The 24,564-nt window shown below is 73.0% G+C and carries 16 protein-coding genes; 7 read left to right on the top strand and 9 right to left on the bottom strand.

Annotated features, from left to right (window positions below):
* The first annotated feature begins 24 nt into the window (after positions 1 to 24).
* Entirely contained in the window at positions 25 to 537 is a 513-nt protein-coding gene (locus tag ACIBG4_RS02870; protein WP_355436837.1) for a hypothetical protein, read from the top strand.
* 18 nt (positions 538 to 555) lie between these two features.
* Here ACIBG4_RS02870 and ACIBG4_RS02875 read toward each other — a convergent pair whose 3' ends face one another.
* Both ACIBG4_RS02875 and dnaE read right to left on the bottom strand, forming a co-directional pair.
* Positions 556 to 1,926: an amidase gene (locus ACIBG4_RS02875; protein ID WP_397200398.1), complete on the bottom strand. Its 1,371-nt coding sequence runs from the start codon at positions 1,924 to 1,926 to the stop codon at positions 556 to 558.
* 113 nt (positions 1,927 to 2,039) lie between these two features.
* Positions 2,040 to 5,561 (bottom strand): DNA polymerase III subunit alpha, encoded by a 3,522-nt coding sequence (dnaE, locus tag ACIBG4_RS02880; RefSeq protein ID WP_397200399.1) that lies wholly within the window; start codon positions 5,559 to 5,561, stop codon positions 2,040 to 2,042.
* A gap of 176 nt (positions 5,562 to 5,737) precedes the next feature.
* On the opposite strand from dnaE, the gene ACIBG4_RS02885 reads away from it, so the two are divergent.
* Positions 5,738 to 6,859 (top strand): SGNH/GDSL hydrolase family protein, encoded by a 1,122-nt coding sequence (locus ACIBG4_RS02885; RefSeq protein WP_397200400.1) that lies wholly within the window; start codon positions 5,738 to 5,740, stop codon positions 6,857 to 6,859.
* 39 nt (positions 6,860 to 6,898) lie between these two features.
* Here ACIBG4_RS02885 and ACIBG4_RS02890 read toward each other — a convergent pair whose 3' ends face one another.
* The gene (locus ACIBG4_RS02890) at positions 6,899 to 7,888 is read right to left on the bottom strand and encodes a chorismate mutase (protein ID WP_397200401.1); all 990 of its coding nucleotides are present in this window, start codon (positions 7,886 to 7,888) and stop codon (positions 6,899 to 6,901) included.
* Between the two features lie 284 nt (positions 7,889 to 8,172).
* Here ACIBG4_RS02890 and ACIBG4_RS02895 point away from each other — a divergent pair, with 284 nt between their 5' ends.
* From ACIBG4_RS02895 to ACIBG4_RS02905, 3 genes are all read left to right on the top strand, one after another.
* Positions 8,173 to 10,164, top strand: coding sequence for a serine/threonine-protein kinase (locus ACIBG4_RS02895; RefSeq protein WP_397200402.1), 1,992 nt, complete (start codon positions 8,173 to 8,175; stop codon positions 10,162 to 10,164).
* A 10-nt stretch (positions 10,165 to 10,174) separates the two neighbouring features.
* Entirely contained in the window at positions 10,175 to 11,806 is a 1,632-nt protein-coding gene (locus tag ACIBG4_RS02900) for a serine/threonine-protein kinase (protein WP_397200403.1), read from the top strand.
* 75 nt (positions 11,807 to 11,881) lie between these two features.
* Positions 11,882 to 13,447, top strand: a complete 1,566-nt coding sequence (locus ACIBG4_RS02905; protein ID WP_397200404.1) for a protein kinase — start codon at positions 11,882 to 11,884, stop codon at positions 13,445 to 13,447.
* A 52-nt stretch (positions 13,448 to 13,499) separates the two neighbouring features.
* Here the strand turns inward: ACIBG4_RS02905 and ACIBG4_RS02910 are convergent, their stop codons facing one another.
* Genes ACIBG4_RS02910 through ACIBG4_RS02920 form a run of 3 tightly spaced genes read right to left on the bottom strand, consistent with a single transcriptional unit; the run spans position 13,500 to position 15,378 of the window.
* Positions 13,500 to 14,429, bottom strand: a complete 930-nt coding sequence (locus ACIBG4_RS02910; RefSeq protein WP_355450472.1) for an RluA family pseudouridine synthase — start codon at positions 14,427 to 14,429, stop codon at positions 13,500 to 13,502.
* Positions 14,426 to 15,025: a signal peptidase II gene (gene lspA / locus ACIBG4_RS02915; protein ID WP_397200405.1), complete on the bottom strand. Its 600-nt coding sequence runs from the start codon at positions 15,023 to 15,025 to the stop codon at positions 14,426 to 14,428. The genes ACIBG4_RS02910 and lspA overlap by 4 nt, the downstream gene beginning before the upstream one ends.
* On the bottom strand, positions 14,989 to 15,378 hold the full coding sequence (locus tag ACIBG4_RS02920) for a TraR/DksA C4-type zinc finger protein (protein WP_175588704.1): 390 nt from the start codon (positions 15,376 to 15,378) through the stop codon (positions 14,989 to 14,991). The genes lspA and ACIBG4_RS02920 overlap by 37 nt, the downstream gene beginning before the upstream one ends.
* A 452-nt stretch (positions 15,379 to 15,830) precedes the next feature.
* Between ACIBG4_RS02920 and ileS the strand changes: the two genes are divergently transcribed.
* Both ileS and ACIBG4_RS02930 read left to right on the top strand, forming a co-directional pair.
* Positions 15,831 to 18,977, top strand: a complete 3,147-nt coding sequence (gene ileS / locus ACIBG4_RS02925) for an isoleucine--tRNA ligase (RefSeq protein ID WP_397200406.1) — start codon at positions 15,831 to 15,833, stop codon at positions 18,975 to 18,977.
* A gap of 225 nt (positions 18,978 to 19,202) precedes the next feature.
* On the top strand, positions 19,203 to 20,753 hold the full coding sequence (locus ACIBG4_RS02930) for a carboxylesterase/lipase family protein (protein WP_397200407.1): 1,551 nt from the start codon (positions 19,203 to 19,205) through the stop codon (positions 20,751 to 20,753).
* A gap of 144 nt (positions 20,754 to 20,897) precedes the next feature.
* Here ACIBG4_RS02930 and ACIBG4_RS02935 read toward each other — a convergent pair whose 3' ends face one another.
* From ACIBG4_RS02935 to ACIBG4_RS02945, 3 genes are all read right to left on the bottom strand, one after another.
* Positions 20,898 to 23,201, bottom strand: coding sequence for a hypothetical protein (locus ACIBG4_RS02935; protein ID WP_397200408.1), 2,304 nt, complete (start codon positions 23,199 to 23,201; stop codon positions 20,898 to 20,900).
* A gap of 42 nt (positions 23,202 to 23,243) precedes the next feature.
* Positions 23,244 to 24,116, bottom strand: a complete 873-nt coding sequence (locus ACIBG4_RS02940) for a DivIVA domain-containing protein (protein WP_310709316.1) — start codon at positions 24,114 to 24,116, stop codon at positions 23,244 to 23,246.
* Between the two features lie 108 nt (positions 24,117 to 24,224).
* A complete protein-coding gene (locus tag ACIBG4_RS02945; protein ID WP_310709317.1) occupies positions 24,225 to 24,515 on the bottom strand; it encodes a YggT family protein in 291 nt (96 codons plus the stop codon).
* Positions 24,516 to 24,564 lie beyond the last annotated feature (49 nt).

Here is a 24,564-nt window from a genome sequence, read left to right on the forward strand (position 1 = left end):
CGAGCACGGCTGAGGGGGAATCGCGTGGCGAGGCAAGTGCGGGCGTTCGCGGTCACCGTCCTCGCCCTCGCCGGGCTCGCCGTGCTCGCCGGGCTGCTGTGGTCGGCGCTCTCCCCGCGCGCCCCGTACGAGGTGACGAGGCAGGGGCCGATCCTGGCCGACCCGACCACGCAGGCGCTGATCGCCGCCGACGGCTGGTTCGCGGTCGTCACGGGCGGGCTGGGGGTGCTCTGCGGCGCGGCCGGTTGGTTCCTCAGCCGCCGCGTCCAGCTTCCCGTGCTGCTCGCGCTGTGCGCCGGCGGGGTGCTGGCGGCGTTCGTGACGTTGTGGGTGGGCTCGACCTTCACGCTCGGAGCGGTGACCGTAGAGGCCGCCGCCGTGCCGGGGGCGCAGGTGGTCGCGGGGTCGCTCCGGCTGACCGCCAGGGGCGTGCTGGTGGCCTGGCCGCTGTGCGCGGTGGCGATCTTCGGCCTGATGGAGGGCATGCACGGCTACCGCGAGTCGCCCCTGCGCACCCCGTACGGGCTCGGCGGCTGAGGCGGCCGCCGGCGGCGTTCACAGGGGCGGGCGGCGCAGGCCGTGCCCGGTCGCCCGCTCGAACGCGGCGGCCACGCGCAGCACCTGGGCGTCGGCGAACGGCCGCCCGACGATCTGCACGCCCACCGGCAGCCCGTCCTCGGTGAAGCCGGCCGGGACGGACGCGGCCGGCGCGTGCAGCACGCTGATCCAGTACGCCGAGCGCATCCAGGCCAGGTAGTCGGGCATCTCCACGCCGTCGATCCGCCTGACGTACGGCTCCTCGACCGGGAACGGCGGCACCTGGCTGACCGGCGCGATGAGCACGTCGTAGGTGTCGAAGAAGCCGGCCATGCGCTGGTAGAGACCGCTGCGCAGCCGCTCGGCGCGGGCCAGGTCGGCGCCGGTGACCTGCCGTCCCCGCTCGACGTTCCAGCTCGTGTTCGGGCCGAGTCCCGTCAGGTCGCCGAACGCCAGGGCGTAGTACCAGGCCCGGTACACGCGGAAGGCGTCCTCGGCGTCGGACAGGTCCAGCTCCACCCGCTCCACCCGCGCCCCCAGCCGCTCGAACACGGCGGGCGCGGTCGCCGTGACCGCCGCCGTCGCCGGGTCCACCGGCAGGCCACCCAGGTCGGGACTCCAGGCCACCCGCAGCCCGGCGACGCCCTCCTCCGGGTCCGGGGCGAACCTCTCCGTGATCGCGAACGGCGAGCGCGGGTCGAACCCGGCGATGGCCGACAGCATCAGCGTCACGTCGCCGACCGTGCGCGCCATCGGCCCCTGGACCGCCAGGGTGTACCAGGCCGCCACGTCGGAGGGTTCGGGCACCCGTCCGGGGGTGGGCCGCAGCCCCACGACGTTGCAGAACGAGGCCGGGTTGCGCAGGGAGCCGCCCATGTCGGAGCCGTCGGCGAGCGGCACCATCCCGGCGGCCAGCGCCGCCGCCGCGCCGCCGCTGCTGCCGCCCGCCGAGCGGGACAGGTCGTACGGGTTGCGGGTGGCGCCGAACACCTCGTTGACCGTGTGGGAGCCGGTGCCGAACTCGGGGGTGTTGGTCTTGCCCACGGTGATCGCGCCGGCGTGCCGGAGCCGGCGCACGATCAGGTCGTCGGCGCCGGGCACGTGGCCGGCGTAGTGGGGCGAGCCGTACGTGGTGCGGATGCCGGCCGTGTCGACCAGGTCCTTGTGCGCCACCGGGACGCCGTGCAGCGGACCCTGCGGCTCGGTCGCGTCGGCCGCCTTGGCGGCGTCCATGGCCTGCTCGGCGGCCAGGGTGACGACGGCGTTCACCCGGGGGTTGACCTGCTCGATCCGGTCGAGGCACGCCTGGAGCAGCTCGACGGCGCTCACCTGCCGGGCGCGGACCAGCCGGGCCATCTCGGCGGCGGTGAGGTAGTGCAGTTCGGTCACCCTCCGATCCTGCCCCACCCCGCCACCGGCGGACCACGGCGAGCCTCACCGACTCGCCGCCGCCGTTCCGTCAGCTCCTGCCCTCCCGCCGCCCCGGCTCGGGGCGCGGGGGGTCAGCCGCCGAGGCAGGCCGGGCCCAGCAGCTCCTTGAGCTCGCCCGTCAGGGCCGGCGACCGCGTCACCCGCAGCCGGTCCGCCACCCGCATGACCGTCGTCCTCGGACCGTCGCGCACCTGGAGGCGCACCTCGGAGGTGCCGGGGTGGGTGGCGAGGATCTCCTTCAACCGGGCCACGACCGGCGGCGTGCACCGGTCGAGCGGCAGGCTGACCAGCAGCGGGCCCTCCTGGGTGAGGTCGGGCGCCGTCACCTCCGTGGCGACGAGCTTGGCGACGTCCTCGCGCCGGTCGATGCGGCCCTTGACGAGGACGATCGCGTCCTCGGCCAGGATCGTCGAGCAGAGCCGGTAGGCCGACGTGAAGATCATGACCTCGATCGAGCCTTCGAGGTCCTCCAGCCGGGTCAGCAGCCAGGGGTCGCCCCTCCTGGTGAGCTTGCGCTGGAGGCCGCTGAGGATGCCGCCCACGGTGACGATCTGCCCGTCGGACCGGCTCTCGTCCTGCAGGGCGGCGATCGTGCAGTCGACGCCGGAGGCCAGGACGTGCTCCACGCCGGACAGCGGGTGGTCCGACACGTACAGGCCGAGCATCTCCCGCTCGAACCGCAGGAGCGTGTTCTTGTCCCACTCGCCCACCGGGATCTCCACGTCGAGCGCCCGGTCCTCGCCGCCGCCGGCCGCGCCGAACAGGGGGTCCTGCCCGGCGGCCTCGTTCCGCTTGATGCCGGCGATCGCGTCGACGGCCTGCTCGTGCACCATGACCAGGCCCTTGCGCGCGTGCCCGAGCGAGTCGAACGCGCCCGCCTTGATCAGCGACTCGATCACCCGCTTGTTGCGGACGATCGCGGGCACCTGGCGCAGGAAGTCCTCGAAGTCGGCGAAGCGGCCCTTCTCCTCGCGCGCCGCGATGATGCCGTCCACGACGTCGCCGCCGACGTTGCGCACCGCCGACAGGCCGAAGCGGATGCCGGCGCCGCGCGGGGTGAAGTCGAAGTCGGAGTCGTTGACGTCCGGCGGGAACACCCTGATGCCCATGCGGCGGCACTCGTGGAGGTAGAGGGCCGACTTGTCCTTGTCGTCCTTGACGCTGGTCAGCAGCGCCGCCATGTACGCGGCCGGGTGGTTGGCCTTCAGGTAGGCGGTCCAGTAGGCGACGAGGCCGTAGCCGGCGGTGTGCGCCTTGTTGAAGGCGTAGTCGGAGAACGGCAGCAGGACGTCCCACAGGGCCTTGACGGCGGCGGCCGGGAAGCCGTCGTCCCGCATGCCCTGCTCGAAGGACTGGTACTGCCGGTCCAGCTCCGACTTCTTCTTCTTGCCCATGGCGCGGCGCAGCAGGTCGGCGCCGCCCGCCGAGTAGCCGGCGACCTTCTGCGCGATGGCCATGACCTGCTCCTGATAGACGATCAGGCCGTAGGTCGTGTCGAGGATGTCCCTGAGCGGCTCCGCCAGCTCGGGGTGGATCGGGACGATCTCCTGCACGCCGTTCTTGCGCAGCGCGTAGTTGATGTGCGAGCCGGCGCCCATCGGGCCGGGGCGGTGGAGCGCGAGGGCGGCGGAGATGTCCTCGAAGCCGTCGGGGCGCATCAGCCGCATGAGCGAGCGCATGCCGGCGCCGTCGAGCTGGAAGACGCCGAGCGTGTCACCGCGCGCCAGCAGCTCGTACGTCCGGACGTCGTCGAGCGGCAGGTCGAGCAGCTCGATCCGCTCGCCGGTGGTGGCCTGGACGGCCTTGAGGCAGTCGTCGATGACCGTGAGGTTGCGCAGGCCCAGGAAGTCCATCTTCAGCAGGCCGAGCGCCTCGCAGGCCGGATGGTCGAACTGCGTGACGATCGCGCCGTCGGAGTCGCGGCGCATGATCGGGATGTGGTCGGTCAGCGCCTCGGCCGACATGATGACGCCGGCGGCGTGCACGCCGGTCTGCCGGATCAGGCCCTCCAGGTCCCTGCCGAGGTCGATCGTCGCCTTGACCTCGGCCTCCTCCTCGTAGAGCCTGCGCAGCTCGCCGGCCTCGGCGTACCGCGGGTGGTCCTTGTCGAAGATGCCCGACAGCGGGATGTCCCTGCCCATCACCGCCGGAGGGAACGCCTTGGACACGCGGTCGCCGAGCGCGTAGGGGTGGCCGAGGACGCGACCGGCGTCCTTGACGGCGGCCTTCGCCTTGATGGTGCCGAACGTGACGATCATGGCGACCTTGCCGGCGCCCCACTTCTCGGTCACGTACCGGATCACGTCGGCCCGCCGGCGCTCGTCGAAATCGATGTCGACGTCGGGCATGGAGACGCGCTCGGGGTTGAGGAAGCGCTCGAAGATCAGGCCGTGCGGGATGGGGTCGAGGTCGGTGATGCCCAGCGCGTAGGCCACCAGGGAGCCGGCCGCCGAGCCCCGGCCGGGGCCGACGCGGATGCCGTTGCTCTTGGCCCACATGGTGACGTCGGCCACCACGAGGAAGTAGCTCGGGAAGCCCATCCGGAGGATGACGCCGAGCTCCTCCTCCGCCCGGGCGCGGTGCTCCCCGTCCACGCCGCCGGGGAAGCGGCGCTCCAGGCCCTTGCGGACCTCCTGCCGGAAGTACGCCTCCTCCGTCATCCCGTCGGGGACGGGGAAGGCCGGCATCAGGTTCTTGACCGCGAAGAACCCGGCCGGATCGACCTTCTCGGCCACCAGCAGCGTGTTGCGGCAGCCCTCGGCCCACAGCTCGGAGGAGTCGACGGCGCGCATCTCGTCGGCGGACCTGATGGAGTAGCCGCTGCCGTCGAACCGGAACCGGTCGGGGTCGGACAGGCGCTTGCCCGTCCGGACGCACAGGAGGGCGTCGTGGGAGGCGGCGTCGGACGCGTAGGTGTAGTGGGAGTCGTTGGTGACCAGCGGCGGGATGTCCAGGTCGCGGCTGATGCGGGTCAGCCCGTCACGGACCCGGCGCTCGATGTCGAGGCCGTGGTCCATGATCTCCAGGAAGAAGCCGTCCTTGCCGAAGATCTCCTGGTACTTCGCGGCGGCCTTCAGCGCCTCGTCGTACTGGCCCAGCCTGAGCCTGGTCTGCACCTCGCCGGAGGGGCAGCCGGTGGTGGCCATCAGACCGCCGGCGTGCTCGGCGAGGAGCTCCGCGTCCATCCGCGGCCACTTGCGGACGAAGCCCTCGGTGTAGGCGCGCGAGCTGAGCTTCATGAGGTTGTGCAGGCCGGTCCTGTCGCGCGCCCAGATGGTCAGGTGGGTGTAGTGGCCGCCCCCGGAGACGTCGTCCTTCCTCTGGTACGGCTCGCCCCACAGGACCGGCTCCTTGTCGTGGCGCAGCTCCGGCGCCACGTAGGCCTCGATGCCGATGACCGGCTTGACGCCCGCCGCGGTCGCCTGCGTGTAGAAGTCGTGGGCGCCGTGCATGTTGCCGTGGTCGGTGATCGCGATCGCGGGCATGCCCAGCTCGCCGACCCGCTCGAAGATCTGCTTCAGCCGCGCGGCCCCGTCGAGCATGGAGTACTCGGTGTGCACGTGCAGATGGACGAACGAGTCGCTGGACGGCATGGAGCGGCGCCTCCCGCCTGATGTTCTACGCCCCCGACTTCCATGCTCCCCGCCGACAGCCCGCCTACCCCTGCGCCAGGCTTCCGTTCGCGGGCGTGCCGCGGCGCGCGGCGCGGGTTACGCTCCTCGTGCGGGCCGGCGGAACGGGGTGTCACGACCGATGCGTCCGGACCGGCGTGGGGGTCGTCGCGTTCGGGGAGGCCGGGCTGGAGAGGCGCAGCAACGTCCGCATCGTCCCCGCCGTTCCCCTCGCCTCCATGGTCGCGGCCGCGGTCCTCGGCGCGCTGCTGGCCGTCGCGGGGCTGCCGCTCGGGGTGTACGAGCGGCTCGCCTGCGCGGCGCTCCAGGCGGGCTGTCCCGCCACGGCGCCACCGGCGGGCAGCCTGCCGCGGGCGACCCGGCTGACGGCCGTGCAGGTCGCGCTGAGCGGCTCCTACGCGGGCCTGGGCGACTCGTACTCCTCCGGCGAGGGCGTGTACGCCCCGGCCGAGCCCGGCGGGAACGCCGGGGACCCGGGCGGCGAGCCGGCCGGGGAGGGCGCGGCCCGCTGCCACCGCGCGCAGGGCTCGTACGTGCCGCTGGTCGCGGGCGCCCACCGCTTCGGCGGCGGCGCGGGGTTCTGGGCGTGCAGCGGCGCCACCACCGGCCAGCTCCTCCGGGGCCAGTACGGGCAGCGCCCCCAGGTCGCCCGGGTGGACCCCTCGACCAGCCTGGTGACGGTCACCATCGGCGGCAACGACGCCGGGTTCGCCCGCGTGCTGACCGCGTGCATCGTCAAGCTGCCCTGGTCGTCGGCGTGCGTGGACCAGGACGGCGAGGTGGCCCGGCGGGTCGCCGGGCTGCGGGAGAGCCTGCTCGGGGTGCTGCGGGAGCTGCGCGTCAGAGCGCCGCGGGCCCGGATCGTCGTGCTCGGCTACCCGAGGCCGTTCCCCGCCGGCCCGGCCGACCGGGTGGACAACCTCAGTCCCGAGGACCAGCTCTGGCTCAACGGCGTCACCCGCCGGCTGAACGACGTCATGCGGGAGGCGGCGCTGGGTCTCGACCGGGCCGTCGCCGCGTTCGGCGGGCCGGGGAGCGTGGAGTTCGTGGACGCCTACGACGCGTTCGACGGCCACGAGGCGGGCACCGCCCGGCCGTACCTCAACCGGCTCATCGTGCACGTGAAGGAGCTGCGGGTGGACAGCCGCAGCTTCCACCCGACGGGCGAGGGCTACCGGCGCCTCGCCGAGCTGGTCGACCGCCAGATCGTCACGGGCCCGGGCCGCCCGATGAACAACCTCGTCCTCACCCGGCCCTGACCCGGCCGCACCGGCCCGGTCTCGTCGCGGGCCGGGTCGTCACGGGCGGCGGCGCTCCTCGGCCAGGTGGAGGCCCGCCTCGATGACCGTGTTCATGACGGCCGCCAGCCGCTCCTCGCCCAGTCCGGGGGCGCGGCGGGCCATCCGCGCGACCAGCGACCGCTCGCGCTCCGGGTCGCGACCCGCGAAGCCGCCGACCGGCTTGAGCGTCTGCACGACGCCGGCCAGCGCGGCACGCCGCTCCAGGAGCGTCGCCAGGGCCGCGTCCACCCGGTCGATCGCCTCCCGGCACTCCGGCAGCGTGGCGGGCGCCTCGGGCCGCAGGAGCGCCCCCACGAGCGTCACCGCCTCCCCCGCGGCCCGCAACGCCTCCGCGTCCACGACACCCGGGGCGGACGGGTCCGGCGCCGCGGGGAGGCCGCCCAGGACGAGCCCGTCCGCCCCCGCCGCTACCGCCGCCGCCGACAGGCCCGGCGCGCCCGTCACGTCCGCCAGCACCGGGCGCCCCGACGCCTCCCGGGCCGCCCGCAGCAGCCCCAGGTCCAGCCGGCCCCCCTCGCACAGGATCACCTCGCCGCTGCCCTCCAGCGCGCAGTAGTCGGCCAGCGCGAGCCACTCCTCCAGCGACGCCGAGGGCCGCCGCTCCACCACGACGGGCATGCCGAGGGCCGCCGCCGCGCGCACGAGGGGGATGTCGCGGGTCCAGGAGGCGCCGACCACCACGCCGTCCGCGCGCTCCGCGATGGCGGGCAGGTCGCCGGCGTCCGCCGGCTCGACCAGGGGAACGCGGGCCTCCCGCCCCGGCGGCGCCTCTGCCCCACGGCTCCCCGGCCGTTCACCCCACTGGTCGCCCTGCCGTTCTCCCCGCCAGCGGGCCGCCGCGACCGCCTCCTGGAGGGACGGCGCCGGGCCGCCGGAAACGACGGGACGGGCACGCAGGCTGATCCGGCCGGCGACCACCACGGCGGGCCCGGCGCCCACGCGGGTCCCGCCCAGCGCGACCGCGCGGTGCTCCAAGGTCGATGACATCTCGGCTCCTCATGCAGGGCCGGCTCGCCGGAGCCGGCGAAACGAAAAAGGCAGAGACGAGGCGTCTCTGCCTGTGCCGACTCCAGGTGGTCGCTAGCTCACGACCGGCTCTCCCGGAGCCGGCTCGGTAAACGCGTGGCGACAAGTCATGTCCGGAACCCTACACCCGCTCTCCACCTGCTGGACTCCCGTTCTCACATGACGGACTGTCCTTCAGGCGAGTCGCCGTTGATCCCTGGCTATGGGAGTATTTCTTGGCCTAGAGGGAGGGTTTGAGGCCGTTGATGTCGGATCGTAAACGGGATGGACGCCGCATCGCCGGCCGGTACCAGTTGCAGGAACCCATCGGCAAGGGCGGCATGGGGATCGTGTGGCGGGCGTATGACGAGCTCCTGGACCGGGAGGTCGCCGTCAAGGAGGTCCGCTACGCCGCCGCTCTGGGCGACGAGGTGCAGCTCCTCAACCGGCGCACGATGCGTGAGGCCAGGGCGGCTGCCAGGTTCGAGCACCCCAACGTGATCGTCGTTCACGACGTGATCGAGGAGGACGACCGTCCCTGGATCGTCATGCAGCTCGTCGAGTCGCGCTCGCTCGGCGCGGTGATCAAGCAGGACGGGCCGCTGAAGCCCCGGCGGGTCGCCGAGATCGGCCTGGCCGTGCTGGAGGCACTGCACCGGGCCCACGAGGCGGGCGTGCTGCACCGCGACGTCAAGCCGGAGAACGTGCTGCTCGCCGACGACGGCAGGGTCGTGCTGACCGACTTCGGCATCGCCACGCTGGAGACCGAGACGCAGCTCACGATGACCGGCCTGGCCGGCACCCCGGCGTTCATCGCGCCCGAGCGGCTCAAGGGCCTGCCCGCGCGGCGCGAGTCCGACCTGTGGTCGCTCGGCGCGACGCTCTACACGGCCGTGGAGGGCCGCTCGCCGCACGAGCGCGGCATGGCGCTGGCCACCATGCACGCCGTCCTCACCGACCCGCCGGACCCCGCTCCGCACGCCGGTCCGCTGGCCGAGGTGATCGACCGCCTGCTCGCCAAGGAGCCGGTCCAGCGGCCCACGTACGAGGAGACGGCGCGGATGCTGCGCCAGGTCTCCACTCCCCCGGTCCCGCAGCCGCCTGCCGCCCCGGCGCAGACCGCGCGGATGCCCGCGGCGACCGCGCAGCTGCCGGTCCAGCCGCCGGCAGGGCCGGGCAGCCGCGACGCCGATCCGGACGCGCGGCCCCGGCGCCGCACCGGTGGCCGTTTCTCGCGCCAGGTCCCCCCGGTCCAGCCGCAGGCTCCGGTCGAGGACGACATGCCGACCGACCCGAACCTGGCCGTGCCGGACGGTCCTGCCGCGGCGCCGCCCACGCCCGCGCCCCGTGATCGGGCGTCCGGTTCGGGTGGCGCGGGGTCCGGCGGCCCAGGCCGTGAGCCGGACCTGCCGGAGACGGGTGTCCGGATCACCGCGGCGAGCTCCGAGCCGGAGCAGGCGGAGGAGCCCACGATCTCGTCGTCGCGCGCGGAGGGCGGCCGCAGGCTCGGCCCCGTCATCGCGGCCGCGGCCGTCGTCGTCCTCGTCGCGGGCGTGGGCGGCTACCTCGGCCTGAGCTCGGTTCCCGACGACAGCGAGGACGGCAGGTCCAGCGCCTCGGTGAGCGAACCCGCCACCGGCCCCAAGAGCGGCGACCCCGGCACGGGCTCCGCGCCGGCGACGCCCCCGGCGAGCACCGCGCCCCCGGCCTCGGGGTCCCCGTCGGCGTCCCCGTCCGAGACGCCCAGCGCCACGACCTCGCCGACACCCACCTCGTCGCCCTCCCCCAAGGCGTCCGACCCGGCCGACGCGCTGCCCGAGGGCTGGAAGATGTACAAGGACAAGAAGCTGGGCTTCTCCGTCGGGCTGCCCAAGGGCTGGGACGTGTGGGACCGCGCCGGCCGGCAGGTCAAGTTCAAGGGCCCGGGCGGCGCCTCCAACGCGTACCTCATGATCGAGGAGGCGGAGAAGCCCGGCACGGACCCGTACAAGGACTGGAAGAAGCAGGAGCCCGTCCTCAAGAACAACTTCGGCGGCTACGAGAAGCTCGACATCAAGAAGGTGGACTTCCAGAAGGCCGCGGCCGACTGGGACTTCACCTGGAACACCAACACGGGCAAGACCCGGGTCCGCAACCGCGGCTTCGTCACCGACAACGGGCGCGCCTACGCCATCTACTGGCACACCCTGAAGAGTCACTGGAAGGCCGATTACCACTTCTTCGAGGGGTTCTGCGCCACCTTCAAGCCAGCCAAGTAGGGTGCGTCGCGTGGACAGGGAGGTCGGCGGGCGGTACCGCCTCATCGAGCCGCTCGGCGAGGGCGGCATGGGCGTGGTCTGGCGCGCCCACGACCGGCTCCTCGACCGCACGGTGGCGGTCAAGGAGGTGCGCTACACCGGTGTCGGCGACGCCCAGCGGGCCGACCTCAACCGCCGCACCATCCGGGAGGCGCGGGCGGCGGGGCGCCTCGACCACCCGTCGGTGGTGGTGATCCACGACGTCGTCGAGGAGGACGGGCGGCCGTGGATCGTGATGCAGCTCGTCCCGTCCCGGTCGCTGGCGCAGGCGATCGGCGAGCGGGGGCCGCTCCCGGTCGAGCAGGTGGCGCTCATCGGCGAGCGGGTGCTCGGCGCGCTGCGCGCCGCCCACGCCACCGGCGTCCTGCACCGCGACGTCAAGCCGGAGAACGTGCTGCTCGCCGACGACGGCCGGGTGGTGCTGACCGACTTCGGCATCGCCACGCTGGAGGCGGAGCCGGGGCTGACCGCCACCGGCGGGCTCGTGGGCACGCCCGCGTACATGCCGCCCGAGCGGCTCAACGGCGAGCCCGCGCGGCCCGAGTCCGACCTGTGGTCGCTGGGCGCGACGCTGTACGCCGCCGCCGAGGGCGCCCCGGCGTACCGGCGCGACTCCTGGGCCGCCACGGTGGCCGCGATCCTGCGCGACGAGCCGGCGCCGCCCGTCCGCGCGGGCGCGCTCACACCGGTGATCATGGGGCTGCTGCGCCGCGACCCGGCCGCGCGGATGCCGGCGGGCGAGGCCGCGCACCTGCTGCGCGGAATCGCCTCCACCACCGGCCACGCCGCCCCTTCCGGGCATCCGGCCGGCCCCGGACACCCAGGCCTCGTGCATGCCGGTCACACCGTTCCCGTGCCCGTCACGGGGAGCCGGCCGTCCGTGGGGCGGCGGCTCGCCGTGCCCGCCGCGCTGGTCGCCGTCGCGGTCCTGGCCGCCGGCGGGGCGCTGCTGGCGGCCCGTATGACGGGCTTCCCCGGGGGGAACGGCACACCCTCCGCCGCCACGGCCACGACCGGCGGGGCGACCCCGCCCGTCACCGCGACACCCGCCGGACCGTCGGACGACTCCCCCACGGCGCAGGCATCGGCCACCAGGAAACCGCCCACCGGCGGGCCGTCGGCCACTCCCGCGGCGACGGCCACGGCGGCGCCGGCCGGCTGGGTCCCGTACCGGAGCTCCGCGGGCGGGTTCGCGATGGCCGTCCCCGCCCGGTGGAAGGTCACCAAGCACCCCACCCGCGACAGCGTGACCGTGCGCGGCCCCGGCTCCCCCGGCGCGTTCATCGTGGAGTGGACGGTGCCGGACCAGCCGTGGCTCGGCCCCGTACGGCACTGGCAGGGGTTGGAGAGGGAGATCCTCGGCCGGGGCGAGTTCCCCGGCTACCACCGGATCGGCATCGGCGCCACCACCTACCTCGGGCGGCCGGCGGCCGACTGGGAGTTCACCTGGCGGCGTGGCGGGACGGTCGTCCACGTCGTCAACCGCGGCTTCCGCACGGCGTCCGGCCGGCCGTTCGCCCTGTACTGGGAGGCGCCCGACTCCCGCTGGGCCCGCGACCGCCACTACTTCGACACCTTCACCAAGACCTTCACCCTGCGCTGACCGGCCCTATCCGGCCTGTTCTTTAATCGGCGGGGATGCGCGCTTGGGAGGGACTTTATCGGGTAGTCGGCCCGCATGTCCGATTCAGCGGTGATGGTCGGTGGACGATACCGGCTGCTCAGGACCATTGGCCAGGGCGGCATGGGCACGGTCTGGCACGCCCACGACGAGGTGCTCGGCCGCGACGTGGCCGTGAAGGAGATCCACCCGCCCCCCGACCTCAACGGGCCGGAGCGCGACGTCTTCAGCGTGCGCACCTTCCGTGAGGCGCGGGCCGCGGGCCGCGTCGCGCACCCCGGCGTGGCGGCCGTCTACGACGTGCTGGAGGAGAACGGCCACCCGTGGATCGTCATGCAGCTCGTCCGGTCGCGGACGCTGGGCGAGCTGGTCCGCGAGGAGGGCCCGCTGCCACCGGCCAGGGTCGCGGACATCGGGCTGCAACTGCTGGAGGCGCTGCGCGCCGCGCACACCGCCGGCGTCCTGCACCGCGACGTCAAACCGGACAACGTGCTGCTCGCCGAGGACGGCCGGGCGGTGCTGACCGACTTCGGCATCGCCACCACCGAGGACGAGGCGCCCGTCACCAGGACGGGCATCCTCGTCGGCACACCCGCCTTCATGGCGCCGGAGCGGGCGGCGGGCGGCCAGGCCGTGCCGGAGTCGGACCTGTGGTCGCTGGGCGTCACCCTGTACCTGGCCGTCGAAGGTCAGTCGCCGTTCCAGCGCGCGCACGCGCTGGCCACGCTGGGCGCCGTGATGCACTCCGAGCCGCCGCCGCTGGCCCGCGCGGGCGCGATCGGGCCGGTGCTGCTCGGGCTGCTGCGCAAGGACCCGGCGCAGCGGATGGGCCTGGACGAGGCGCGGTGGCGGCTGCACGCGTTCGTCGCGGGCAACGTGCCGGAGCCGACGGCCCCGGTCGCCATCCCGGCGGGCGGTCTGAGCGACCCGGGCCCCTCGTCCATGAGCGACACGCCGGCCGTTCCGGTCGCCGCCGCCACTCCCGTGACCCCCTCACAGCCACTCGCAGGGCCGCCCGACGGGCCGGCCGCCGGACCGTCGTCCGCAGCGTTCCACCCGGCGGTCCGGCGGCGCAGGCCACCGCTGTCGGCGCTCGTCGCGGGGGTCGCGGCCGTGGCGGTCCTCACGGGCGGCGCCGCCTGGTGGACGAACCGGCCGGCCGGCGACGCCCTTACGCCCACGACCGCCCCGGCCGTGGTCACCTCGGCGATGCCGTCCAAGCCCGCCTCGGAGCCGGTCAGCCACCCCGCCACGAGAACGCCGTCGGACCCGCCCACCCACAGCGGGCCCCGGCAGGGCACGGTTCCGACCGACGGCCCCGCCTCGCACCGGCCGACGGCCGAGCCCACGCGACACCGCCCGACGACCGGGCCGACCGGCAGGGCGACACGCGAGCCCACGAGGAAGCCGACCACGAAGCCCACCAAGAAGCCGACCACGAAGCCTTCGACGAAGCCGACGGCCAAGCCCACCAAGAAGCCGACCCCCGCCAAGTCGAGGAAGGAGGACGAGCAGCCCTCGTCGCGCACGCCGGGCCAGGTGGACCCCGTCGGCACCGGCCGTTCCGCCGGCCGGACCAAGAAGCCGAAGAAGGTCAAGAAGGCCAAGCACGGCAAGGCCTGACGGCCGGCGCCGGGAGCCTCAGGGCTCCGCGGGCCTCAGGACTCGGCGGGCCTCAGGACTCCGCTCGTACGAGGTCGAGGGCCTTCTGCAGGTCCTCGGGATAGTCCGTCTGGAACGACGTCCACGCGCCGCTCGACGGGTGCTCGAACCCGAGCGACACCGCGTGCAGCCACTGCCGCCCCACCCCGAGCCGCGCGGCCAGCGTCGGGTCGGCCCCGTACAGCAGGTCGCCCACGCACGGGTGGCGCAGCGCGGACATGTGCACCCGGATCTGGTGGGTGCGGCCCGTCTCCAGCTTGATGTCGAGCAGCGACGCCGCCCGGAACGCCTCGATCGTGTCGTAGTGGGTGACCGACGGCTTGCCGCCCGCGACCACCGCGAACCGGCCGTCGCCCGAGGGATGCCGGTCGATGGGGGCGTCGACCGTGCCCCGGAACGGGTCGGGATGGCCCTGCACCAGCGCGTGGTAGCGCTTGTCGACCGTGCGCTCCTTGAAGGCGCGCTTGAGGTGGGAGTAGGCGTGCTCGCTCTTGGCGACGACCATGGCGCCGGTGGTGTTGGCGTCGAGCCGGTGCACGATGCCCTGGCGCTCGGCGGCGCCGCTGGTGGCGATGGTGTGGCCGGAGCCCAGCAGCCCGCCGATCACCGTGGGGCCGGTCCAGCCGACCGTGGGGTGCGCGGCCACGCCGATCGGCTTGTTGACCACGACGATGTCGTCGTCCTCGTAGACGATCCGCATGCCGGGCACCGGCTCGGCGACCGGCATGGGCGTGCTGACCGGAGGCGGCAGCACGACCTCCAGCCAGGCGCCCGCGTGGACGCGGTCGGACTTGGCGGGCTCGCGGCCGTCGATCGTCACCTCGCCGGCGCCGATCAGCTCGGCCGCCCGGGTGCGGGAGAAGCCGAACAGCCGGGACAGGGCGGCGTCCAGGCGCTCGCCCTCCAGCCCGTCGGGCACGGGCAGGCTTCGCCGCTCGGTCACTTGCCCTCCCTCGATCCGTCGATCTGGTAACCCCGCCAGGCCAGCAGCACGGCCAGGATGCCGCCGCACACGATCGAGGAGTCGGCGACGTTGAACACCGGGAAGTAGTCGATCACCGGGAAGTGGCCGGGCAGGACCTCGACGAAGTCGACCACGTGCCCCTGGAACTGGGTGGACCTGCCGAAACCCGAAGGGTAGCGCAGCAGCCGGTCGGTCAGGTTGCCGAACGCCCCGCCCAGCAGCAGGCCCAGGGCGATCGCCCACGGCAGGCTGAGCAGCTTACGGGCGGTGCGGATGATGGCGACCACGACCGCCGCGGCGATGAAGGTGAAGACTATCGTCATTCCGGTGCCGAGACTGAACGCGGCACCGGAATTGAAGATCACCCTGAACTGCAGCACGTCGGGGATGACGACGAGCGGCGCCTTGCCCTCCAGCGCCCGCAGCACCACCGTCTTGGTGATGACGTCGATCACGTAGACGACGGCGGCCAGCGCGACGAGGACCGCGACGAGGCGGGTGCGCCGCTTCGCCGCCGCCGGCGCCGCGGCCGGTCCTGCTACCGGCGCTCCTCCTTCTGCTTGCAGGCCACGCACAGCGTCGCCCTCGGGAACGCCTGCAGGCGTTCCTTGCCGATCGGCTTGTGGCACGATTCGCACACTCCATAGGTCCCTGCGTCGATCCTGGCGATCGCACGTTCGTTCTGCGCGACCAGGTCGCGCGCATTCAGGGTAAGGGCGATCTCGCGTTCCCGCTCGTACGTCTTGGCGCCGGCGTCCGCCTGGTCGTCACCGGCTCCCTGGGTCACATCGCCGGAGGCGATCTCCGATTCGTGGCGGCGGATGTCCGCGTTGAGCTCGTCGATCTCGCGCTGCAGCGTGCCGCGTACCTCGGCCAGCTCCTCGTCCGACCACATCGACGGAGTGGTGGTCTGCGTGACTGCCGCCATGGGTGCCTCCATGCTGATCAAGGCCGGTGAATGGTGCGGGCAGCTTAGGTGCCCCATAACAGAACGGCAAACGACCCGCCGTCCCGATTACCTCTCCCGTACTATCCCGCCGCGCGCTTTCAACTCCTCCCGCAGCCACTCCATTCCCGCAACTTTGTCGCCGTTTACGACTTCCGTACCGGAGACAGGCACCTCACCAGGGAAACCGGGAAGACCAGGGCTCCACTCTGCGTTATGGTGTGAATCTGCAAGGCGTCGATGGGGCCCGGAATGTGAGGGACATCACCCCGGAGCCGCCGGAAGAACGGCTCCCCGGAGCTCATTAGACCCGGCAGCAGACCAATGAAGTGGGCCTCGCTCGCCGAGGCCAAGAAGGGTGGTACCGCGGAGCCGCACGGCTTCGTCCCTTCACGCATCCTGTCCGACAGTGACCGCGTGGAGGCGCGCCCCAGATGTCTTCCCCTAGTTTCCGCTCTCTTCCCGCGCAGGTCGACCTGCCCGCGCTCGAGCGCGAGGTCCTCGAACGGTGGCGGGACGGGAAGGTCTTCGAGCGCTCCGTCGAGCAGAACGACGGCAACCCCGCCTGGGTCTTCTACGAGGGCCCGCCCACCGCCAACGGCCTGCCCGGCGTCCACCACGTCGAGGCCCGGGTCTTCAAGGACCTGTTCCCCCGCTACAAGTCGATGCAGGGCTTCAGCGTGCCCCGCAAGGCCGGCTGGGACTGCCACGGCCTGCCGGTCGAGGTCGGCATCGAGAAGGAGCTCGGCCTCACCGGCAAGAAGGACATCGAGGCGTACGGCATCGCCGAGTTCAACGCCAAGTGCCGGGAGTCCGTGCTGCGGCACGTCGACGCGTTCGAGCAGATGACCGAGCGGATGGGCTACTGGATCGACCTGTCCACCGCCTACCGGACCATGGACCCCTCGTACATCGAGTCGGTCTGGTGGTCGCTCAAGGTCGTCTTCGACAAGGGCCTGCTGTTCCGCGACTTCCGCATCACGCCGTACTGCCCGCGCTGCGGCACCGGCCTGTCCGACCACGAGCTGGGCCAGCCGGGCGGCTACGAGAACGTCTCCAGCCCCTCGGTCTACGTCCGCATGCCCGCCACCTCCGGGCGGCTGGCGGAGCTGGGCGCCTCGCTGCTCATCTGGACCACCACGCCGTGGACGCTGGTGTCCAACACCGCGGTCGCCGTCCACCCCGACGTGACGTACGTCGCCGCCCGCACCGCCGACGGCGAGGTGCTGGTGGTGGCCGAGCCGCTGCTGTCGGTGCTGGGCGACGGCGCCACCGAGGTGGCCCGCTTCACCGGCCGCGAGCTGGAGCACACCACCTACTCCCGGCCGTTCGACCTGGTCGACATCCCGGGCGCCCACTACGTGGTGACCGGCGAGTACGTGACGGTCGAGGACGGCACCGGCCTGGTCCACCAGGCTCCGGCGTTCGGCGCCGACGACCTGGCGGTGATCAGGCGCTACGACATGCCGGTGGTCAACCCGATCGGCCCCGACGGGCGCTTCCTGGACGACGTGCCGATGGTCGGCGGGCGCTTCTTCAAGGACGCCGACGAGGAGCTGACCGAGGACCTGCGGGCCCGTGGCCTGCTGTTCCGCGGCGGCCACTTCGAGCACAGCTACCCCCACTGCTGGCGCTGCCACACGCCGCTGCTCTACTACGCGCTCCCGTCCTGGTACATCCGCACCACCGCGGTCAAGGACCAGATGCTGGAGGAGAACGCCAGGACCAACTGGTTCCCCGACACGATCAAGTGGGGCCGGTTCGGGGAGTGGCTGCGCAACAACGTCGACTGGTCGCTGTCGCGCTCGCGCTACTGGGGCACACCGCTGCCGCTGTGGGTGTGCGGCGAGGACGACACGCACATCACGTGCGTCGGGTCGATGGAGGAGCTCGGCACGCTCGCCGGCCGCGACGTCTCCGCGCTCGACCCGCACCGCCCGTACGTGGACGACGTCACCTTCCCCTGCCCCGACTGCGGGGCGGAGGCGCGCCGCGTTCCGGACGTCATCGACGCCTGGTACGACTCGGGCTCCATGCCGTTCGCCCAGTGGGGCGCCCGCGGCAAGCCGGAGGGCGTCTACCCCGCGCAGTTCATCTGCGAGGCGACCGACCAGACCCGCGGCTGGTTCTACTCGCTGATGGCCGTCGGCACGCTGGTGTTCGGCCAGTCGTCGTACGAGAACGTGCTCTGTCTGGGCCTCATCCTGGCCGAGGACGGCCGCAAGATGAGCAAGCACCTCGGCAACGTGCTGGAGCCGATCCCGCTGATGGACGAGCACGGCGCCGACGCGCTGCGCTGGTTCATGGCCTGCTCCGGCTCGCCGTGGGCGGCGCGCCGCGTCGGCCACAACGCGCTGGAGGAGATCGTCCGGAAGGTCCTGCTGACCTACTGGAACACCGCCTCGTTCTTCACCCTGTACGCCAACGCCGAGTCGTGGTCGCCCGCGATGCTGGCCTCGGCCCCGCCCGTGTCCGAGCGGCCGCTGCTCGACCGGTGGGCGCTGGCCGAGCTGCACCGCACGGTCGCCGACGTGACGGCCTCGCTGGACGAGTACGACACGCAGCGGGCGGGCCGCCGCCTGGCCGACTTCCTGGACGACCTGTCCAACTGGTACGTACGCCGCTCACGCCGCCGCTTCTGGCAGGGGTCGCACGAGGCGTTCGCGACGCTGTACGAGTGCCTGGAGACGGTCACCCGGCTGATGGCGCCCATCGCCCCGTTCGTCACCGACTACCTGTGGGACGTGCTGCGCGGCGAGAACGCGCCCAGCTCCGTGCACCTGGCCTCGTGGCCGGTCACCCGTGAGGACTTGCTGGACCCGGCGCTGTCGGAGCAGATGGCGCTGGTCCGCCGGCTGGTGGAGCTGGGCCGCTCGGCCCGCGCGTCCTCGGGCGTCAAGACGCGGCAGCCGCTGCGACGGGCGCTGGTCGGGGCGCACGGCTGGCCGGCGCTTCCGGCCGAGCTGCGCGACCTCATCGCCGACGAGCTGAACGTCCAGGCCCTGGAGGACATGTCCGGCTTCAGCGCCGACCTCGTGTCGTACACGGTGAAGCCGAACTTCCGGGCGCTCGGCAAGCGGTTCGGCTCGCAGACCAAGGTGGTGGCCGCGGCGGTCGGCGGCGCCGACGCCGCGTCGCTGGCCCGCACGCTGCGGGGCGGCGGCACGGTCACGCTGGAGGCGGGCGAGCTGGGCGAGGTCACGCTCGGCCCCGACGACGTGATCGTCACCGAGCAGCCGCGCTCCGGCTGGGCGGTCGAGACGGGCGCCATCGACACCGGCACGGGTGAGACGGTCGCCCTCGACCTGGAGCTCACGGACGAGCTGCGCCGGGCCGGGCTGGTGCGTGAGGTCATCCGCCTGGTGCAGGAGGCCCGCAAGGCGTCGGGCCTGTCGATCACGGACCGGATCACGCTGTGGTGGACGTCCTCGAACGCCGACCTGACGGCCGCCCTTGAGGCGGGCGGCTCGCTGGTGGCGGACGAGGTGCTGGCCACGTCCCTCACGGAGGGGGCACAGGACGGCCTGCCGGTGCACGAGGACGCGGACCTGGGCCTGAGGTTCCAGCTGACCCGCGCCTGAGCCGGCGACGCGAGAGGCGGGACATCCTTGCCGGGGTGTCCCGCCTCTCCGCGTGCCGGCCTCGGGTGAGGTCTTCAGATCATCGGTTCCGGCACTCCGAGATGAACAGTCGTCACTCTGGGTAATGGTGTGGTGTCCGGCCGCAGCTCGTGGCCTGGACGGTGCTCCGGGGGGACTGCCGGCCCTGTACGAGCGTATGCCGCCCTGTACCGGCCGAGGAGTGCCATGTCGCCCACCACCGTCGAGATCCCGACCGCCTACGGCCCGGTATCGGGGCTGATCGAGAACGGGATCGCGTCCTTCCGCGGGATCCCCTACGCCGCCGCTCCCGTCGGGCCGAACCGGTTCGCCGCGCCCGTGCCGCCTCGGCCGTGGGACGCGCCGCTGCTCGCTCACGAGTTCGGACCGACCCCGCCGCAGCCGCCGCTCAAGGGGAAGCTCGGCGAGCTGTTCCACAACCCGGTCGTCCCTGGGGACGGTTACCTCAACCTCAACGTGTGGACCGGCGCCACCGGCCCCGGCGCCGCCATGCCGGTACTGGTGTGGATCCACGGCGGCGCCTTCACCACCGGCTCCTCCGCGGTGACGACCTACGACGGCGCCACCTTCGCCCGCGACGGCGTCGTCTGCGTCACCATCAACTACCGCCTCGGAGTGGACGGCTTCGCCTACATCGAGGACGCTCCCGCCCCGGCCAACCGCGGCCTGCTCGACCAGATCTTCGCGTTGGAGTGGGTGCGGGACAACATCGCCGGCTTCGGCGGCGACCCGGGCAACATCACCGTGGCAGGCGAGTCCGCCGGCGCGATGAGCGTGCTGACCCTGCTCTCCCTCGGCCGGGAGCTGTTCCATCAGGCCATCGTCGAAAGCGGCACGGCGCACATCGGCCAGACCCTCCAGGACGCCGCCCTTCTCACCGCCGCCGTCGCCACCCGGCTGGGTGTGCAGCCGACCGCCCGGGCGCTCGCCGAGGTGGGCATCGCCGCCCTGATGACGGCGCAGGGTCAGGTGAGCGACGACGTCACCTCCAGCGCCGACCCCGAGCTGTACGGGGCGAGCACCATCGCCTCGTGCGGCATGTCGTTCATGCCGGTGATCGACGGCGAGGTGGTCCCGCGACTGCCGATCGACGCCATCGCCGACGGCCGGGGCGCTGACGTGCCGCTGCTGATCGGCACCACGACCGAGGAGTTCAGGACCTTCGTGGTTCCCACGGCCATGGTGGGCTGGCCCGGCGCGGCGCCGTTCAGGACCAGGACCGAGGTCTACGGCGCCCCGGCCGGCTTCTATGACCGTTACGCCGAGACCAACGTCGAGCCGTACCTCCGCAACGCCCCCTCCGGCATCGCCTGCGCGACGCTGACCGACCGCATGTTCCGCATCCCCACCTACCGCATCGCCGAGGCCCGCAGCGACGCGCCCGCCACCACCCATGTCTTCGAGTTCGGCTGGCGGTCACCCACCACTCCCAACAACCTCCGCGTCAAGCTCGGCGCCTGTCACAGCCTGCCGCTCCCCTTCGCGTGGGACACGCTCGACAACCCCCACAGCGCGGAGTTCACCGGCCCCAACCCGCCCCAGGCTCTCGCGGACGCTCTGCACGGACGCTGGGTCGAGTTCGTCAAGACCGGCGAGCTCGGCCGGTGGGCTCCCTACAACACCACCGAACGCCCGGTGATGACCTTCTACCGCGACAACAGGCCGAACAACGTCATCGTCCACGACCCGCGCCGCGACGAGCGGGAGATCTGGAAGAACGATCTCAACCCGAGCTGACCGGCAGCACGGTCGCGGCCTCCGGCGGGCGCGGTGCGCGCCGGAGGCCGGGCGGCCCCGACCTCTTACGGCTACGAGGGATGAAGCGGCGGCGAGGCCGAAAGATACGCGCCCATGAAGTCGAGGGGCCCAGGACGGGCGGGTCTAGGAGGTGGCGTCGCTGTCCTGGCGGCAGACCGAGCAGCTCGTCAGGCCGTCCTTCTCGGCCTCGGCGAGAGTCATGGTCCGGACGCCGCTGTCGCCCGCGGCGCGCACCAGAGGGCAGGCGGTGGCGTGGTAGCGGCTCGTGCCCTCGATCACCTTGACCGTGGTCGAGCCCTTCCCGGCCGCACCCTTGGGATCAGCGGCCGGCTCCTCGGCGGAGGCGTCGCCTGACGCGGCCGGAGCGGCCTTGCCCTGCTTGGAGCCGCCGCCCGGCCCGGCCGCCTTCTCGCCGCCGGTCTTCCCGTCGCCGGCACCCGCCCCTGCGGAAGCGCCGGACGCCCCGCCCGTGTCCCTGGACGTCTTGCCCGCGGCTCCGGACGTCCCAGCGGACGCCCCGGACGTCTTGCCCGTAGCCCCGGACGTCCCAGCGGACGCCCCGGACGTCTTGCTCGATGACCCGGACGTCTTGCCCGCGGCCCCGGACGGGCCCTCGCCGGGACGATCCCCGGACGTGGCGCCCTTGCGGGCGACCCCCTCCCCCGAACGCGTTCCCGCACCGGGAGGGGTGACCACGACCGTGTCCCCCGCACCGGGAGGGGTGACCACGACCGTGTCCCCCGCACCGGGAGGGGTGACCACGACCGTGTCGCCCGCGTCGGCCCCGCTCGCCGGGGACGGCTCGGCACCGGTCGGGAGGGGGCCGCTCGGCTTGGCCGAGGACTCCGCCGCCGACGCGGGACGCTCGGGAACGACATCCCGCTCACGCGACCCGGTCTTCCTGGCCGGTCGCTCGACCGGCTCACCCGTGGCGGACACGGCGCGCTGCGGCCTCGTCTCCGGACCCTGCTCGTCGTCCCCGGCCTCGGCACCCTTCGCGCGCTGCGAAGGCCCGTCCGCCCCTGCAGGGCGCTCAAGCGTGGGCTCCTTGGCCTCGGCGCCCGTGGCGGGACGGACGGGCTCGGGAGCACGGGCATCCCCGGGTCGCGGATCGGCGGGCCGGGAACCGGCCGCACCCGGCTTGGCGGGCGGCGCCTTGGGGCCGCGCGAGGCGGGTGTGAAGGCGATGGAGGGTGAAGTCTGCTGGTCGTCACCGGAGTCCGCTCCGGGAGCGGCGGCCGGCGTCCGCTCGGCGGCGCCCTTGCCGGTCGCGTCCTTGCCGGTCACGGTCTTACCGGTCGTGTCCTTACCAGTCACCGTCTTACCGGTCGTGTCCTTACCGGCCACGGTCTTACCGGTCGTGTCCTTACCGGTCGATCCCTTGCCGGGCGCGCCCTTCGTGTCGCCGCCGGTGGTGTCCCGGTCAACGGTGTCCCCGTCGGCCATGTCCTCGTCCGTGGACTCGGGGCGGGCGAACCACGCGTAGGGCGGGGAAGAGGAGGAGCCCGAGCCGGGCTTGGAGGTCGTCCCCGCGCCGGACTTGGATCCGGAGGGCTGGGAGGCACGGTCGGTGCCGGGGCGGGACGTGGGGTCCGGGCCCGGCTTGGCCGACGGCTCCGAGGTGGGGGTGGAAGCCTTGGAGGCGGGCTTCGGCGCGGCGGGGGGACGGCCCGTGCCGGTGGGGGCCGGTGGGCGCAGGATGCGCGTGGTCTCGGACGGCTCGGAAGCCTCGGAGGGCTCGTCGGGACCGGCCGACTCGGCACGGCTGCCCGTGGAGACCCCGGCCGGAGCCGAGGGAGCCTTGGAAGCCGAGGGAGCCTTGGAAGCCGCGGGACCGGTCGAAGCCGGGAAAGAGGGGGATGCCGCGGGCTCGGGATCGGCGACGGGCGGCAGCTGCCGTCCGCCGAGGGCGGCGTCGGGCAGGCACGTCGTGCAGGGCGTGAAGCCCTCCTCGCGCGCCTCCTCGTAGGTGAGCTCTTCGTGATCTCGCCCGACCAGCTGGCGGCACCCCGGAACGTGGTAGCGCTTGCGTCCCGGGATCACCAGGACGAGGGCGTCCGGGGAGACCCCCATCGCCGGTGTGCGGCGCGGGGCGGCCGCGGGGACGGTCGCCGTCTGCTGCGGTACCCGCGGACGCGGGGACGGCGACGCTCCCATCGGACTGGTCTGCGGCGCTCCCACCGGGCCGGTCTGGCCGTACGGCATGCCGGGCGGCACGTGCCCCGCCGGAGGGACGGCCGGCTCGGCGGCCCGCCCACCACTGGGAAACAGCTCGTGACGCCGCAGGAACGCCCCGATCACCAGGAACAGCGCGGACAGCACGCTGACCACGATGGACCACATGATCAGGTAAACCTTGGCCAGTACGAAGCCCGCGATCAGCAAGACGACCGCCGCGAGCACCAAACCAGCGCTGATAAGGATCACAGAGGGCTCTTTCGAAGTGACGGGCCTGGTTGACCCGTTACTTTACCGGCGGTCGTTGTGCTGACCGTCGCCACCGGGGAAGGCACCCTGCGGGCCGTCACCGCCGAACGGGCTCGGACCAGCGGGGAGAGGCTGCTGGCCACCCTGCGGCACCGCGTGGGACATGGCCGGAGCCGCGGCCGACGGGCCACCCGACATCACCGGGAAGGCACCGCTGCCCTCGGCGGAGACGTTGAGCTCGGCGAGCTGGTTCTCCAGGTAGAGCTTGAGGCGGCTGCGGTACTCGCGCTCGAAGCTGCGCAGCTCCTCGACCTTGCGCTCCAGCTCGTCACGGGTCTGGACGAGGGAGCCCATGGCCTGGCGGTGGCGCTCCTGCGCGTCGCGCTCCAGCGTCTCGGCGCGGGCGCGGGCGTCGCCGATGACCTGCTCGGCCTGGCGGCGGGCCTTGGTGAGGATCTCGTCGGCCTCGCGGCGGGCGCGGGTGACGGTCTCGTCGGCCTCGCGGCGGGCGTCGGAGATCGCCTGGTCGGCGGTCTGCTGGGCCAGGGCGAGAACGCGGGCCGCCGTGTCCATGTTGTCCTCGGCCGGAGGCATGCTCATGGCCACGGGGACGGGCTGGGGCTGAGGCTGCGGCTCCGGAGCCCGCATGGGCTCGGGCTGCGGGGGCGCCATCATCTCGGGCTTCGGCTGCTCCTGCACCGGCGCGGAGGCCATGGGCATGTTCATGCCGCCCGGCACCTTCCCGCGCAGGCACTCGCCCAGTTTGGCGCGCAGCTCCTCGTTCTCCTGGATCAGGCGGTCAAGCTCAGCCTCGACCTCGTCGAGGAAGGCGTCGACCTCCTCTTCGTCGTAGCCCGGCCGCAACCGGGTGGTACTGAACTGCTTGTTCCGCACGTCAGCGGGCGTCAGCGGCATCTTTTTGGTCTCCTTGGCGCGCTTGGAGTCTGTCCGGAGGGACGGGGATTCCGAATCACTTCAGCGCGGACACGAGTTGGATCTCGACCGGTGCCCCCGCAGTCCCCGTCACCGGCCTATCCATCCAACGATCTGGATCAGGAGCAGGACGACGATGAAGAGGACTGTGAAGCTTAGGTCAAAGGCCACCGTACCCAACCGGAGCGGAGGAATGAAACGGCGGAGGAACTTGAGGGGTGGGTCTGTTGCGGTGTACGTGGCTTCGGCCAGCACCAGCACGACCCCGGAGGGGCGCCACTGGCGGGCGAAGGCCTGAACCGTCTCGAAGATCATCCTGCCGATGAGCAGCACCAGGTAGAGCGACAGGACGACGACCAAGATCTGACTTACGATCCCCACGGGCTGGCCGCGCCTCCCCTTCTGATGTGCCCTTCCGGCCTCGGCGAGA

The organism is Nonomuraea sp. NPDC050383 (assembly GCF_044459125.1).
Classification (GTDB): domain Bacteria; phylum Actinomycetota; class Actinomycetes; order Streptosporangiales; family Streptosporangiaceae; genus Nonomuraea.

Excerpts from the sequence above, each read along its gene's own strand:
- dnaE (WP_397200399.1), bottom strand. The coding sequence starts at position 5,561 with ATGCCGTCCAGCGACTCGTTCGTCCATCTGCACGTGCACACCGAGTAC.
- ACIBG4_RS02890 (WP_397200401.1), bottom strand. The coding sequence starts at position 7,888 with ATGTCATCGACCTTGGAGCACCGCGCGGTCGCGCTGGGCGGGACCCGC.
- ACIBG4_RS02895 (WP_397200402.1), top strand. The coding sequence starts at position 8,173 with ATGTCGGATCGTAAACGGGATGGACGCCGCATCGCCGGCCGGTACCAG.
- ACIBG4_RS02905 (WP_397200404.1), top strand. The coding sequence starts at position 11,882 with ATGTCCGATTCAGCGGTGATGGTCGGTGGACGATACCGGCTGCTCAGG.
- ACIBG4_RS02920 (WP_175588704.1), bottom strand. The coding sequence starts at position 15,378 with ATGGCGGCAGTCACGCAGACCACCACTCCGTCGATGTGGTCGGACGAG.
- ileS (WP_397200406.1), top strand. The coding sequence starts at position 15,831 with ATGTCTTCCCCTAGTTTCCGCTCTCTTCCCGCGCAGGTCGACCTGCCC.
- ACIBG4_RS02930 (WP_397200407.1), top strand. The coding sequence starts at position 19,203 with ATGTCGCCCACCACCGTCGAGATCCCGACCGCCTACGGCCCGGTATCG.
- ACIBG4_RS02940 (WP_310709316.1), bottom strand. The coding sequence starts at position 24,116 with ATGCCGCTGACGCCCGCTGACGTGCGGAACAAGCAGTTCAGTACCACC.